General features: G+C 59.5%; 16 protein-coding genes. 8 read left to right on the forward strand and 8 right to left on the reverse strand.

Features of this window, described 5'->3' with window-relative positions; translation table 11 throughout:
• Positions 1-115: 115 nt before the first annotated feature.
• Positions 116-565 carry an RES family NAD+ phosphorylase gene (locus AC2FLZ_RS08525; RefSeq protein WP_496716163.1) on the reverse strand — a complete coding sequence of 150 codons (450 nt, stop codon included), beginning with the start codon at positions 563-565 and terminating at the stop codon, positions 116-118.
• Positions 566-568: 3 nt separating this feature from the next.
• A complete protein-coding gene (gene trxB, locus AC2FLZ_RS08530; protein ID WP_496882075.1) occupies positions 569-1510 on the reverse strand; it encodes a thioredoxin-disulfide reductase in 942 nt (313 codons plus the stop codon).
• Positions 1511-1737: 227 nt separating this feature from the next.
• On the opposite strand from trxB, the gene AC2FLZ_RS08535 reads away from it, so the two are divergent.
• Positions 1738-2238, forward strand: a complete 501-nt coding sequence (locus tag AC2FLZ_RS08535) for an Lrp/AsnC family transcriptional regulator (protein WP_496882076.1) — start codon at positions 1738-1740, stop codon at positions 2236-2238.
• A gap of 119 nt (positions 2239-2357) precedes the next feature.
• Here AC2FLZ_RS08535 and AC2FLZ_RS08540 read toward each other — a convergent pair whose 3' ends face one another.
• From AC2FLZ_RS08540 to lgt, 5 genes are all read right to left on the reverse strand, one after another.
• Complete coding sequence (locus tag AC2FLZ_RS08540; protein WP_480475489.1) at positions 2358-3140, reverse strand: Hint domain-containing protein; 783 nt, start codon at positions 3138-3140, stop codon at positions 2358-2360.
• 329 nt (positions 3141-3469) lie between these two features.
• Positions 3470-3598, reverse strand: coding sequence for a hypothetical protein (locus AC2FLZ_RS08545; RefSeq protein WP_267362961.1), 129 nt, complete (start codon positions 3596-3598; stop codon positions 3470-3472).
• Between the two features lie 270 nt (positions 3599-3868).
• Positions 3869-4627: a peptidoglycan editing factor PgeF gene (gene pgeF / locus AC2FLZ_RS08550; protein ID WP_480553930.1), complete on the reverse strand. Its 759-nt coding sequence runs from the start codon at positions 4625-4627 to the stop codon at positions 3869-3871.
• On the reverse strand, positions 4624-5691 hold the full coding sequence (locus AC2FLZ_RS08555) for a class I SAM-dependent methyltransferase (protein ID WP_496715295.1): 1068 nt from the start codon (positions 5689-5691) through the stop codon (positions 4624-4626). Before AC2FLZ_RS08555 ends, pgeF begins: the two co-directional genes overlap by 4 nt.
• Entirely contained in the window at positions 5688-6578 is an 891-nt protein-coding gene (lgt, locus tag AC2FLZ_RS08560) for a prolipoprotein diacylglyceryl transferase (protein WP_480475495.1), read from the reverse strand. The genes AC2FLZ_RS08555 and lgt overlap by 4 nt, the downstream gene beginning before the upstream one ends.
• A gap of 97 nt (positions 6579-6675) precedes the next feature.
• Here lgt and AC2FLZ_RS08565 point away from each other — a divergent pair, with 97 nt between their 5' ends.
• From AC2FLZ_RS08565 to AC2FLZ_RS08585, 5 genes are all read left to right on the forward strand, one after another.
• A complete protein-coding gene (locus AC2FLZ_RS08565; RefSeq protein ID WP_050604795.1) occupies positions 6676-6924 on the forward strand; it encodes an accessory factor UbiK family protein in 249 nt (82 codons plus the stop codon).
• Between the two features lie 321 nt (positions 6925-7245).
• A complete protein-coding gene (locus tag AC2FLZ_RS08570; protein WP_209598027.1) occupies positions 7246-7746 on the forward strand; it encodes a type III secretion system chaperone family protein in 501 nt (166 codons plus the stop codon).
• A 39-nt stretch (positions 7747-7785) separates the two neighbouring features.
• Positions 7786-8601 (forward strand): pyrroline-5-carboxylate reductase, encoded by an 816-nt coding sequence (gene proC / locus AC2FLZ_RS08575; RefSeq protein WP_480519138.1) that lies wholly within the window; start codon positions 7786-7788, stop codon positions 8599-8601.
• Positions 8594-8932 carry a tRNA-binding protein gene (locus AC2FLZ_RS08580; protein ID WP_496882077.1) on the forward strand — a complete coding sequence of 113 codons (339 nt, stop codon included), beginning with the start codon at positions 8594-8596 and terminating at the stop codon, positions 8930-8932. Before proC ends, AC2FLZ_RS08580 begins: the two co-directional genes overlap by 8 nt.
• Positions 8932-9882 (forward strand): 2-hydroxyacid dehydrogenase, encoded by a 951-nt coding sequence (locus tag AC2FLZ_RS08585; protein ID WP_496809345.1) that lies wholly within the window; start codon positions 8932-8934, stop codon positions 9880-9882. The genes AC2FLZ_RS08580 and AC2FLZ_RS08585 overlap by 1 nt, the downstream gene beginning before the upstream one ends.
• Here the strand turns inward: AC2FLZ_RS08585 and AC2FLZ_RS08590 are convergent.
• Positions 9879-10457, reverse strand: a complete 579-nt coding sequence (locus AC2FLZ_RS08590) for a thymidine kinase (protein WP_480519134.1) — start codon at positions 10455-10457, stop codon at positions 9879-9881. The genes AC2FLZ_RS08585 and AC2FLZ_RS08590 overlap by 4 nt on opposite strands.
• A gap of 355 nt (positions 10458-10812) precedes the next feature.
• Between AC2FLZ_RS08590 and AC2FLZ_RS08595 the strand changes: the two genes are divergently transcribed.
• Complete coding sequence (locus tag AC2FLZ_RS08595) at positions 10813-11274, forward strand: hypothetical protein (RefSeq protein WP_480475505.1); 462 nt, start codon at positions 10813-10815, stop codon at positions 11272-11274.
• A 159-nt stretch (positions 11275-11433) separates the two neighbouring features.
• The gene (locus AC2FLZ_RS08600; protein ID WP_480831311.1) at positions 11434-13236 is read left to right on the forward strand and encodes a hypothetical protein; all 1803 of its coding nucleotides are present in this window, start codon (positions 11434-11436) and stop codon (positions 13234-13236) included.
• The last annotated feature ends 13 nt before the right edge of the window (positions 13237-13249 follow it).

The raw sequence follows: 13249 nt of genomic DNA on the forward strand, positions 1-13249 counted from the left end.
GTTGCCCAACCGCCACGCCACAATGCGCTCTTCAAGAATACCACCTGTATCGCTGTTCGCCGTGGTTGGACTTTGCGGGGACGTTCGCGGTCAGGTCAAGGCTTCGGGTGCAAATCTAAGCCTGCCAGTGGGTGGCAGGGTGTTGGGAGTGAATTGATATCTTGTCCGCACAAAACAGCACCAGATGGCTGAGGTCGGGGCGCGTGCGCGAGCTGTAGATCAAGCCGTCCGCCCTCAGTGCCCGCGCATTATCCGAAAAAGCCCATGTCGGCGAAGGGACCCCCATAGCACGATTATCCTGCCAGATCACCGAGACAGCCGTCTGCCCGCGGTAGTCCACCAACCGCGCGTTTTCCACCAGAAACCTTTGTATCACGCGGTCGGGATCATCCCCCGAGACGTAGCGCCGGATGGCGACCGAAGCGCCCTCGGCGCTGAGCGAGGCATAAAGCGCGAACTGTCCGGAATGATGAAAGCGCCCCTCAGGCGCGCGGGCAGGCAGCAATGGGGTCGCTGCCTGCGACGCAAACAGAATTCTCCAGACTGGGCCAGAGAATTCAAGCATGCATCAGTCCTGTTCGGCCAGGAACCGTTCGGCATCCAGTGCCGCCATACAGCCCATTCCTGCGCTTGTTACCGCCTGACGATAGACATGGTCGGTCAGATCGCCTGCCGCGAACACGCCGGGGATCGAGGTTTCGGTGCTGCCCGGTTTGGTGACGACATAACCACCCATATGGGTTTCCAGCGTGTCCTTGACCAACTCGTTCGCAGGGGCGTGGCCGATGGCGACAAAGACACCTTTGCACGGGATCTCGGTGATCTCGCCGGTTTTAACATGTTTGACCCGAACACCTTCGACGCCCAAAGGCGCATCGGTGCCGATCACTTCTTCCAGCTGGTGGAACCACAGCGGTTCGATCTTTTTATTCTTCAACAGGCGATCCTGAAGGATCTTTTCCGCCCGCAACTCATCGCGGCGGTGGATCAGGGTCACCTTGCTGGCGAAATTGGTCAGGAACAGGGCTTCTTCCACGGCTGTGTTGCCGCCACCGATCACCACGATTTCCTGCCCGCGATAGAAGAACCCGTCACAGGTGGCGCAGGCCGAGACGCCAAAGCCCTTGAACTTCTCTTCCGAGGGCAGACCCAGCCATTTTGCACGCGCGCCTGTGGCCAGAATGACCGCATCAGCGGTATAGGTGGTGCCGCTGTCGCCCTTGGCGGTGAAGGGGCGCTTGCTGAGGTCCAGATCGCTAATGATATCGCCAATCACCTCACATCCCATGGCCTTCGCATGGTCCTGCATCCGCACCATCAGGTCCGGGCCCTGCACCTCGGTGTCGCCGGGCCAGTTTTCGACCTCGGTCGTCGTTGTCAGCTGACCACCGGGTTCGATGCCCTGTACCAGAATGGGTTCCAGCATGGCGCGGCTTGCATATACGCCTGCGGTGTACCCTGCGGGCCCTGACCCGATGATCAGAACCTTGGTGTGTCTTGTGTCGGCCATGGTGCCCCCGCTCGAATTGCCTGAATTGGGCCCGCGGCCCGTCGCCCCGATATAGCGACCGACTGGCCCGGCTTAAAGCCCCTTACTGTTCAGGCCCCCTCGGGCCGGGGTGCCTTGTGTTTACGGGAAGAAGGCGAAAAGGAAACAAAGAAAATTGCGCATCTGCGAAACATTATTGCGCGCGTGTGGGGTGCTGATATAAGAACCGAAAAAATCAGGAGCATTTGATGGTCACGACTCGGCTGGATGATATTGATCGCAAGATTCTGGCGGAACTGCAGGCGGACGGTCGTATGACCAATGTCGAGCTGGCAAAACGGGTCGGAATCTCGGCCCCGCCCTGTCTGCGCCGGGTGCGCACACTCGAAGAATCCGGCTTCATCACCGGCTACCACGCCGAGGTCAACTCACGCGAGTTGGGGTTCGAGGTTCAGGTATTTGCCATGGTAGGTCTGAACAGCCAGGCCGAAGTCGAACTGCGCGCGTTCGAAGGCCGCTGCCGCGATTGGCCATTGGTCCGCGAATGCCACATGCTGAACGGCGAAGTGGATTTCATTCTGAAATGCGTCGCACCTGACCTGAGCAGCTTTCAGCAGTTTCTGACGGGCGAGTTGCTGACCACGCCAAACGTGGCCAGCGTCAAGACATCGCTCGTTATTCGCGGCGCAAAAGACGAGCCAGGCGTACCGTTCGACGTTCTGGAAGAACGTATGAACCGGATGGCGTGACCCCAACACGTTTTGGTTGCGCGGTGATTGGTGGCAACAGTGCTGCCACCGCAAGGGATAGAACCCAACTTATTACCAGCTGCATGATGCCCCCCATAATGCAGTAATCACAATCATGCTCAGGCCGTCATCGCGTCGATCTCACCATCTCCGGCGCGCGGCATCAGCAGCGGGCCAAAATCGTTCAGCGACTCGATATGCGCGAACAGGTTCAGATAGATCGACCGAAGCGAGTGGCTGATCATGCGAACCGCATTCACACCTGGATGATATGTTTCGAACTGTAATCCATCTACGCGAATAACGGAATGGCGTTTTAAACAAATGTGAAACAGTTCAACGGGGGTAGGCGGCATTGTTTCAATGACACCCATCCCGTCCTGAAATTCGGACACGGGTGTAAGAATCGGCTGTCCCCCATGCAGGTGCCGCAAATGTGCAGGTGTTCCCACGATTCGCGCCGCCGGGCCGGCAATGACACCCGACATTGGCTTTTGCATCCCGAACGTATCCGCCATGATCCGCGTCAACGGTCGCGTCCGGCCACGTGAATCCGCGCGTCCGGGGATCAACGTGACAGATCCCTTCCACAACACGGTTTCCGATGCGCCATTCTGCGTCAGGACCGTATCCCCAGGCATCAAATCCTCGATTGCCATCGGTCCATGTTCTGTTTCCACCAAAGATCCACGTGTGAAGGCACAAAACGCGTCTTCAAACATCGGCAAGGCGGGCGCGATATGGCGGGTCTGAACCACATCTCCATTCTTTAGCAGGCTGCTGACTTCATAGCGGCGCAGCTGGGCCTTTGGCTTTGAAACTGGCCGCGGTATTTCTCGCAGCATGGCCGAAGTTTCGATTGCATTTCTGGCCGCGCGGGCCAGTGAATTTGGAATAGTCATTAATATTCCGTCCCCTCAAAATGTTCGGTCAGGCGCGGCGTACCCCCGTACAGACGCGCCCGGCGAACTGGTTCTTTGTCTTGAAACAAATGGGTGACCCCCGGGCGATGACCGGAACGGTCCCGCAACGCGACTAAATCTCGCTTTCCAATGGTCAACACATTGACCCCCCAGACAAACTCGTACTACACGGGCGAAATTGCCCGCACACACAACTCCGTAAAAGTCACGAACCCCTCGTTCGTGACGCGCGATACATCAGGCCGGAGCAAACCTGATACGCGTTGACCCAGATAAGACCGGCAGCTTGGTCTCTGGGTTTTTCTGTCTCAGCGTCGTGCCGCGATGCGACTGGCGACCCTGACAGAATTGCTTGTTACCCGCTTCCACGGCATTTCCAGGTTCTGGTCCCGAGTGGCCTCGACCATGGCTTTCAGAAAGCGTGATTTGGTTTTCATTTTTTGGTCCTGCTCCGAGCGGGGCGTATTTCCCCACATCCTCTGTAAACCTTTTGTGACGCGCGTTTGCGGCAGGGATAAGGCTTATCCGGGATGATTTGCGGACAGAAAAATGAAGTCAGACGGACCTCCCACTCAACACGCCAGCGCCCGATTTTCGAACGTCAGATACCGATCTGATTACTGGCAAAAACTCGTTACGATTCTGATGCCCAATCAACACAACAAATGTGGCGGAAAAGTGGCAGGGTACCTAAATCTGGACGAAGATCACAATCTTATGACGGAGATCAGCCGCCCGTAATCGACCTCGTTCGCGTGCGTTGATCGGCGATAGGAATAGAACCTGTCGGGGTCGGAATATGTGCAGTGCCGGGTCCACTCGGCCTGTCCGATTCCCGCCTGCCGCAGCCGGTGCAGCCCGAAGGCGGGCAGATCAAATTGCAGGCGGTCACTTTCACCATTGGCAAAAAAGCGGCTGTTGTCCGGCGAATCCGCCAGGAACGCGTCCAGAAACTCTGGCCCCACTTCGTAAGCGCGCTGGGAAATACTGGGTCCGATCACGGCGCAGATATTGCTGCGGTCGGCCCCCAGCGCCTCCATCGCGTCCAGCGTTGCCTCCAGAACACCGTCCAGCGCGCCGCGCCACCCGGCATGGGCGGCACCGATCACATGCGCGTCGGGATCGGCGAACAGAACCGGCTGGCAATCGGCCGTCAGGATCGTCAGGGCCAGACCGGGTGTTGCTGTGACAATGGCATCCGCTTTGGGCTTTTCACCTTCAACCGGGGCTTTGACTGTCAGAACCGTTGGCGAATGAACCTGATGCACCGCGACCATTGCCTCGGGTTCAACCTCCATCGCGTCTGCCACCCGTCGCCGGTTCAGCGCGACAATCTCGGTTTGATCCGAGGACCCCTGACCACAATTCAAGCCGCTGAAAATTCCTGAAGACGCGCCGCCGCGACGGGTAAAGAACCCATGGCGAAATGGCGACAGCAGGTCCGAGGTCAGAATTTCCAGCGTCATGGTTCCAATCCTGGTGGTGGGGCTGCATAGGCCGGGAAAAGGCCCATCACCTTGAACAGATTTCCCATTTCATCAGGATGCGTCAACCGCCGATGCGCGGCAATCAGCGCATCCAGGTCGGAACCGCTCAGCGCCTTGGACAGGGCTTGCGCGCGGGCGGTGATCCCCAGCCGTTCAAAGAAGACGCCCTGCGGTGTCAGGCGGGAATGCCTGCAACCACAGGCACGGGTCGCAATAGCCAAAGGCTCAAAATCCACATGCGCGGTCAAATCGGCCTGACCGGGCGATGCCAGAGGATCGGTATGTTCGTGGTTTTGCAGAGCCTGCAAGGTATCGCCCAGCGAATGCCAGTCACCATAATCCACAATCAGCGCCGCGCCGCCATGGCTGGCGATCCGCCCCGCGATCACGGTCAGAATGGGAATCGCAGCAGCACACAGCTCGACCAGATCACCGTCCTTGGTGTCCGACAGCCTGTCATTCAACGCCACCTGCGGCCCGATTGCGCCCAGTCCGAACGTCAACCCGCCGTCACGTTCACCCACCAGACGCTCGCGCCAGCCCGTACCGTCACGCTGAAACTGGCGTATGGGCAGGGCATCAAAGAACTCGTTAGCAACCAGCAACAGCGGCTGGTCGGGCAGGTAGGCGATCGTGTCGATCCAGACCGCCTCGTAATCCTTCAGCGTTGCCGCCTGCACCTGTTTCAATACAGGCGATGCTTCAACCAGTACAACCTGCGCTGCCTCGTGAAATCCGGGTACAGCCCGTGTGGCGCGCAGAATATCGGCCATCAATGTACCGCGCCCCGGCCCCAGCTCGCACAGGGTAAACGGTGCAGGCCGTCCCTGATCCATCCAGCTCTGCGCCAGAGACAGCCCGACCAGCTCCCCGAACATCTGGCTGATTTCCGGCGCTGTGGTGAAATCCCCCGCTGCTCCCAGCGGATCACGGGTCGTGTAATAGCCCAGCGTCGGATGCAGCAGGCATTCGCCCATAAAATCCGTCACGCTCAGCGGTCCATCCTGCCGGATGCGGGCGATCAGATGATCGGTCAGGCTCATGCCGCCCGCCGCCGCGCCCGCAGGGCAAACCACAGACCAAGCGCGATCATCGGCAGCGACAGGAACTGCCCCATGGTCAGCCCGTACCCGCCCACATGCCAGGCCAGCCCCAGTGGATTGCCGGGCGATACGAACTGCGCATCCGGCTGGCGAAAGAACTCGACGATAAAGCGCGACGCGCCGTAGCCCGCCAGGAACGTTCCCATGACAAGGCCCGGTGTGCGAAAACCGCCGCGCCGATAGACCAGCCACAGCAATACCGCCCCCAGCAAAACACCCTCCAGCGCGGCCTCATACAGCTGCGACGGGTGCCGGGCGCACATACCTGCGACCACGCCGGGGCAATCCTGCGCAGCAAATCCGGGAAAGATGACGGCCCAGGGCAGCTCACTCGGGCGGCCCCACAGCTCGGCATTGACGAAATTGGCCAGCCGCCCCAGCAGCAATCCGGGCGGAACGGTGTAGGCAACCAGATCCCCCAGCGACAGGGCAGGGATCCGGTGCCGTCGTGCAAAAAGGTACGACGCAAGGATCACGCCCAGCAGACCGCCATGAAAGGCCATGCCGCCTTGCCAGACCTTCACGATCTCCAGCGGGTGCGACAGGTAATAAGCCGGCTGATAGAACAGTACAAAGCCCAGCCGTCCGCCCAGAATTACGCCCAGAATGATCCAGGTGACCAGATCCTCCAGTTGCTCGGGCTTCATCGGCGGGCCATCCGCAGGCCAGAGCGTTGGGCGGCGCAACGCCACAACGGCCAGCCGCCACGCGATCAGGATTCCCGCGATATAGGCCAGTGCATACCACCTTAACGCGAACTCCATCCCGAACAGCGGGATCGAGAACAGTTCGGGCGACAGATCGGGAAAATTCAGAACAGCCTGCATGTGCGTCTCATTGCCCGGGGTTTGCAGGTCAAGTCAACCTTGAGCCCGCGCCATTCTTTGCCCATATACATGTAAACCGCGAGATCGGAGAACAGATATGCAGACCCGCAACAAGATCCTGGATGACGTGTCCCAACTGATGACCAACGCCATGGGCGTGGCGCAGGGCGCGCGGGAAGAGGCTGAAAACGCGATGAAGTCGATGATCGACCGCTGGCTGGCCGATCGCGATTTCGTTACCCGTGAAGAATTTGACGCCGTGCGCGCCATGGCCCAGAAGGCGCGCGAAGAAAACGCTGCACTCGAAGCCCGCATCGCCGCGCTCGAGGCAAAACTGGACAAATAACGCCCCGGCGTTCCCTGTTTTCACAATTTTCGGACAAAGCAAGCCGCCGCGCAATCCAGCCCGGATTGTGCGGTGCTGTGTATTCTGACGCGTCGCATAATTTATTCAAGATAAAGCTGACTCTGACGCCAATATTTTGAGCGCCGTTGCCTTCTGTCCACAACTTATTGCTGTTATCCCCAATAATTAGGGTTGCCAGAACTTACGCCACATCGCACCATATTTAGTACAAGCCTATGGGGGAAGCCCGGTTTGTAGAGCAGGCAACTAGCGCTGGGGCGCTGCCAGCCCCGAAATGCTAGAGATTAGTGAGGTGGCATTATGGCCCTTTCCGAGCAGTATCTCGAAGAAGACATTCATCCGATCGACATTGTTGAGCATCTGGCCGAACATCACGACTGGGATTTTGATCGCATTGGGGACGATCAGATTGCCATGGCCGTTGAAGGGCAGTGGCGCACCTACTCGATCACACTGGCCTGGTCCAACTATGACGAAACGCTGCGCATGGTGTGCAGCTTCGAAATGGAACCACCGGCCGAGCGTGAAATGCAGCTCTATGAGCTGCTCAACAAGATGAACGACCAGTGCTGGGCAGGCGCGTTTACCTATTGGGCAAACCAGAAGCTGATGGTCTATCGCTATGGTCTGGTCCTTGCAGGCGGGCAAACGGCCAGCGCTGACCAGATCGACACGATGATCAATGCCGCCGTCATGAGCGCCGAGCGGTACTACCCCGCGATCCAATTGGTGACCTGGGGCAACAGAGGGCCAGAAGAAGCCATGCAAGTGGCCATTGCAGAGGCCTACGGCCGCGCGTAAACCTTTGCTCCGAACCGATATGTAATGCGGGAGGGGCAAATGGACATGACGCGAGTGGCCGAACAGGGGCTTGTGCTTCTGGGGTGCGGAAAGATGGGGTCCGCAATGCTGGCGGGATGGCTGGAACACGGCCTTCCGCCAGCTTCCGTTTGGGTCATCGATCCCTACCCGTCAGATTGGCTGAAGGCGCAGGGCGTCAATATCAACGCACCGTTGCCCGAATCCCCCGCCGTGGTGCTGGTTGCGGTCAAACCGCAGATGATGGGCGAAGCCCTGCCTGCCCTTCAGGCACTGGGCGGTGGGTCCAGCCTGTTCATTTCGGTTGCGGCTGGCACCTCGATTGCCACCTTCGAATCTGTTCTGGGCGGTGACACCCCGATCATTCGCGCCATGCCCAACACGCCCGCCGCCATCCGTCAGGGCATCACGGCACTGATCGGCAACGCACACGCCTCCGAGGCCGATATGGAACAGGCCGAAAACCTGTTGGCAGCAGTGGGTCAGACCGTACGCCTTGAGGATGAGGCACAGATGGACGCCGTCACCGGGCTCAGCGGGTCCGGCCCGGCCTATGTGTTCCATCTGATCGAAACTCTGGCCGCTGCGGGCGAGGCGCATGGCCTGCCTGCCGAGCTTGCGATGAAACTGGCCAAGTCCACAGTGGCCGGTGCCGGGGCGCTGGCCATGGCGTCCGACGAAGACCCGGCACAGCTGCGCATCAACGTGACTTCTCCGAACGGCACCACACAAGCCGCGCTTGAGGTGCTGATGCATCAGGAAACCGGCTTTCCCGACCTGCTGCATCGTGCCGTCAAGGCTGCAACCGACCGATCCAAGGAGCTCTCGCGTGAGTGAAATTTCGTTCGATGACTTCCTCAAGGTCGATATTCGCGTGGGCGAGGTGATCCGCGCCGAAGCCTATCCCGAGGCCCGCAAACCCGCGATCAAGATGTGGATCGACTTTGGCGACGAGATCGGTGAGCGCAAGACCTCGGCCCAGATCACCGCGCATTACGATCCGGCCACTCTGGTCGGCAAACAGGTCATGGCTGTCGTCAACTTCCCTCCGCGCCAGATCGGCAAGTTCATGTCCGAGGTTCTGGTGCTGGGTTTGCCCGATGACAGCGGCGAGATCGTTTTGATCGGCCCCGACGGCAAGGTTCCAACCGGCGGGCGGATGCACTGATGAAACTGCTGATCACGCGCCCGATGACTCCGGCAGTCGAATCGCGCGCCCGCGCCGATTTCGATGTGACCATCCGGGAAAACACCCTGCCCATGTCACGGCAGGAGATGCTGGCCGCTCTGGCCGACTATGACGTGGTCGTGCCGACACTGGGCGATCAGTTCTCGGCTCAGGTCTTTGCGGATGCAGGTCAGCCACGATGCAAGCTGCTGGCCAATTTCGGTGTTGGCTTCAACCATATCGACGTGGATGCCGCACGTGCGGCCGGGGTTGACGTGACCAACACCCCCGGTGCGGTGACCGATGCCACGGCTGATATCGCCATGACCCTGCTGCTGACCACAGCCCGGCGCGCAGGTGAGGGTGAGCGGCTGGTGCGGTCGGGTCAGTGGCAGGGCTGGCACCCGACGCAGATGCTGGGCCATCATGTGACCGGCAAGCGCGTGGGCATCGTCGGTATGGGCCGCATCGGGCAGGCCATCGCGCGCCGCTGTCATTTCGGGTTTGCAATGCAGGTGGCCTATCAGTCCCGCAATGCAAAAGATCTGGATTTCCCGGCGGAATTCACACCTGACCTTGAAACACTCGCCGCCTCGGTCGATTTTCTTGTGCTTGCCGTTCCCGGTGGTGCGGAAACCCGCCACCTGATCAATGCGCAGGTTCTTGAGGCGATGAACCCCTCGGCTATTCTGGTCAACATCGCCCGTGGCGAGGTGGTGGACGAGGCCGCGCTGATAACGGCTCTGCAAACCGGTCAGATCGCGGGGGCGGGGCTGGACGTCTACGAATTTGAACCCAAAGTGCCGCAAGCTCTGTGCGATATGGAAAACGTCACCCTGCTGCCCCATCTGGGTACAGCCACCGAAGAGGTGCGCAGCAGCATGGGTCACATGGCGCTGGATAACGTGGCGGCCTTTGTCGCGGGCAGGGCGCTGCCCAACCCGGTCTAGTCGCCCACCGCCTCACGCCAATGTTTACGGCAGAGCGAGACATAGGTCTCGTTCCCGCCAATCTGCACCTGCGCCCCTTCGGTGATGGCCTTGCCGGTTTCATCCCGCCGAATCACCATCGTGGCCTTGCGACCGCATTCACAGATCGTGCGCACCTCGCGCATTTCGTCGGCAAGGGCCAGCAGGGCGGCGGAACCGGGGAACAGTTTGCCCTGAAAATCCACCCGCAGCCCATAAGCCAGCACCGGCACATCCAGATCGTCCACCGCACGGGCCAGTTGCCAGACCTGCGCCTCGGACAGGAATTGTGCCTCATCAATGAAAACGCAGGCCACGGAACCATTGTCCAGCCGGGATCGGATCATGGCGAAGACATCATCTTCGGGTGTGAACGTGTCAGCCTGCTCCGATATGCCGATGCGCGATGCAATCCGCCCCGCACCCGCCCGCCCGTCAAGGGCGGCGGTCATCAGATAGGTCTGCATCCCGCGCTCGCGATAGTTGTGCGACGCCTGTAGCAACACGGTCGACTTGCCCGCGTTCATGGTGGAATAGTTGAAATACAGCTTTGCCATGGCGTGGGTCTAAAACGCCCGACGAAAAGGAACAAGAGAGCAATCGGTCGTAAGAAGCGACGTCGCCGTTGCGTGTGCAGAGGCCGAGCTGGGCTCGTAGGGGATGGAACCCCCGCGTCTGCAACAGCGACGCCGTCGGCCAACATGTGGCCAAAACAAAGCAAGGCCCAACAATACCGCCCTGCAATCACTCTTTACCGGCTTGAACTGCCGCCACTCACTCACAAAATCCCCCGCTTATCTGAGGGATAGTCAATGTATGACATTTCAATTATGACTCAGGTATGGGAAATTTCCCGACGCTTTCCCCGGTTTGGACACCGGGCGGGCGTTTGCAGGTAATAAAGGTAAATCAATGGCAGATATCGGGGCCTATCTGAAGAAACACACAGAAGCGCTGGTCAAAGATGTCGGAATAGAAGCTGCTTGTGAAATCACCGGAAAATCCAAGGCGACCCTGGGCCGGTATTATTCGGACAATGCCGAACACGCGGACAGGTTCATGCCCGTGGATGCGGTGGCTCGGCTTGAAAACGCAGCAACTTATCCGCATGTGACATCCGCGCTGGCGGATCTGAAAAACATCACCTTGTCCTACAGCGAACGCAACACCGAGGATCCTCGCACAGGCGGGGTGAATTCGGATGTCATCGCGCTCAGCCAGCGGTTTGCAATGCTGATGACTGAATATCAATCCGCAATCGAAGATGGCATCATCACGGTGAACGAAGCCAAAAGGCTGCTGAAAGAAACCAGTTTGCTTCAGCAGGTCCTGATTGAAATGAAACTGCACCTGGAAGAAGAAAGCGTCAGCTAGGCTTGACTGCGGTCCGTAACCGGCCAAATTCCGCCTGCCCGGATTGCAGCAGATGTCGTGCGCTTTGTGGAATGATCACCAACCGGACCCTGTGCCTCAATTCAGTCACGTCTTTCCGATAAGCTGCGGCGCAGGCAAGATCGTCAAGGGCAGTAAACCATGCAGAAAATGCAGGGAAATTACAGCGTTCTCGCAGACCATATGGTTTGGCGGTCGTTCCTGTTTGTCTATACGCTTTTTCTGGCCACGGTGCTGTTTGGTGCTTATCAGGAAGGCCCCGATGACGCGATGCGCTGGGTCATGGTGCAGGACCTGCTGGCGGGGCAGGGCTGGTTTGACGCCTATCAGCATCGGCTGGGGCCGGGTGACGGCACGCTGATGCACTGGTCCCGGCTTGTCGATGCGCCGATTGCCGGGCTCTACACACTGTCCGCGATGGTCGTGCCACCCGACAGCGCCTTGCAAGTGACTGCGTTTGTCTGGCCGGTGCTGCTGGCGGGGCTGACCCTGTGGGCCTTTGCTGTCACCGGTGGAGCTTTGGGCGGGCGCAATGGCGCGGTTTCGGCACTGGTGGTCGGCGTGCTGACGCTCGAACATTATCGGAAGTTCGACTATTTCTCTTTTGACCACCACAATGTTCAGATTCTGCTGTTTGCAGCGGCCCTCATGTTCTTTGTCCTGCGCAAGGCCAAACCCTCTGCTGCGGGGTGGCTGGGTGCCTGCCTCGCCCTTTCGGTGTCCGTCGGCACCGAATCGATCGTGCAGATCGCGGTTATCGCGGTGTTCCTTGCGATTGACTGGATCGTGACCGGCACAGCCGCCCGCCGCAACACCATGGTGTTTGGAGCCGGGCTGGCGCTGACCCTGTTGCTGGCCAGCGTTGCAACAACGGGACGTCAGGGCTTTCTGTTTCCAAGCTGCGATGCCCTGACGATCAGTGTGGCCCTGCCGGCCGGGATCGCGGCCCTGTGCCTGTGTGCAGCAGCCTGGGTCGGGTCGGGCTGGTCCTATTGGGGGCGTATCGGCGCGTGTCTTGTGGTCGGCGCTGTAACACTTGGCTGTGCTTACGCATTTGCACCCCACTGCCTTGAAAACCCGATTGCGGATCTGCCTCAGGACATGCGCGACTTCTGGCTCAGCCAGGTCGCTGAAGCACAGAATATCACCGTCGTTCTGGAACGGCATCTGGGCGAGGCCGCGGCCCTGATCGCCATGTCTGTCATCACGGCGGTGGCGGCCTTGATCTTTGCCCGCCAGTCACAAGACAAAATGGATTACCTCCTGTTTCTGGCGCTGATTGTGACCGGGTTTTCCATGTTTCTGTACCAGTCCCGGATGATGACGTTTCTGGGCGTGTCCCTCGTGGCTGTTCAGGCTCAGATGCTGCGGGCCCTTTACGTCAGTTACAGAACCCATGGCCGCACGCTCTCCGGCTTGGCTATGATAGGCTTTATCGTCTGCGTCTCGCCAAAGATCGGTAGCAGCGTGGAAAAACAGCTGGGACGGTTTGCGCGCCCATCCCTTGCGGCACCCGTCGCCGAGGTTGCGCGGGATTCGCAAAACGTCGGCGCCCCCTGCAAAGCGCCCGAGGCCTACGCGACCCTGCAAGACCTGCCAGCCGGAATGGTTCTGGTCGATTTCGATTATGCGGCAGAGGTGCTGCGCTATACTGATCATTCGGTTCTGGCTGGGAATTATCACCGCAACCGGGCCGGAATTCAGGCGCAGATCGCGGTTTTGCGTGTGGATGCGTCCCAGGCCGGTCCGCGTCTTGCTGCACTGGGTGTAAGCTATGTGCTGCTGTGCACCGCTGCGCCCCGTGCCGAATTCTGGGACTGGGCGTCTCAGGGGCGCGGGCTGCAATCCCAACTGGCAAAAGGTGAAACCCCCGCCTATCTCAGCCGGATTGATCGTGGGGAAGGGGCCGCGTTCCAGGTTTTTCAGCTGGCGGCCGATCTCTAGGCCGTCAGCGCTT

This window comes from Ruegeria sp. YKSF131, assembly GCF_059612645.1.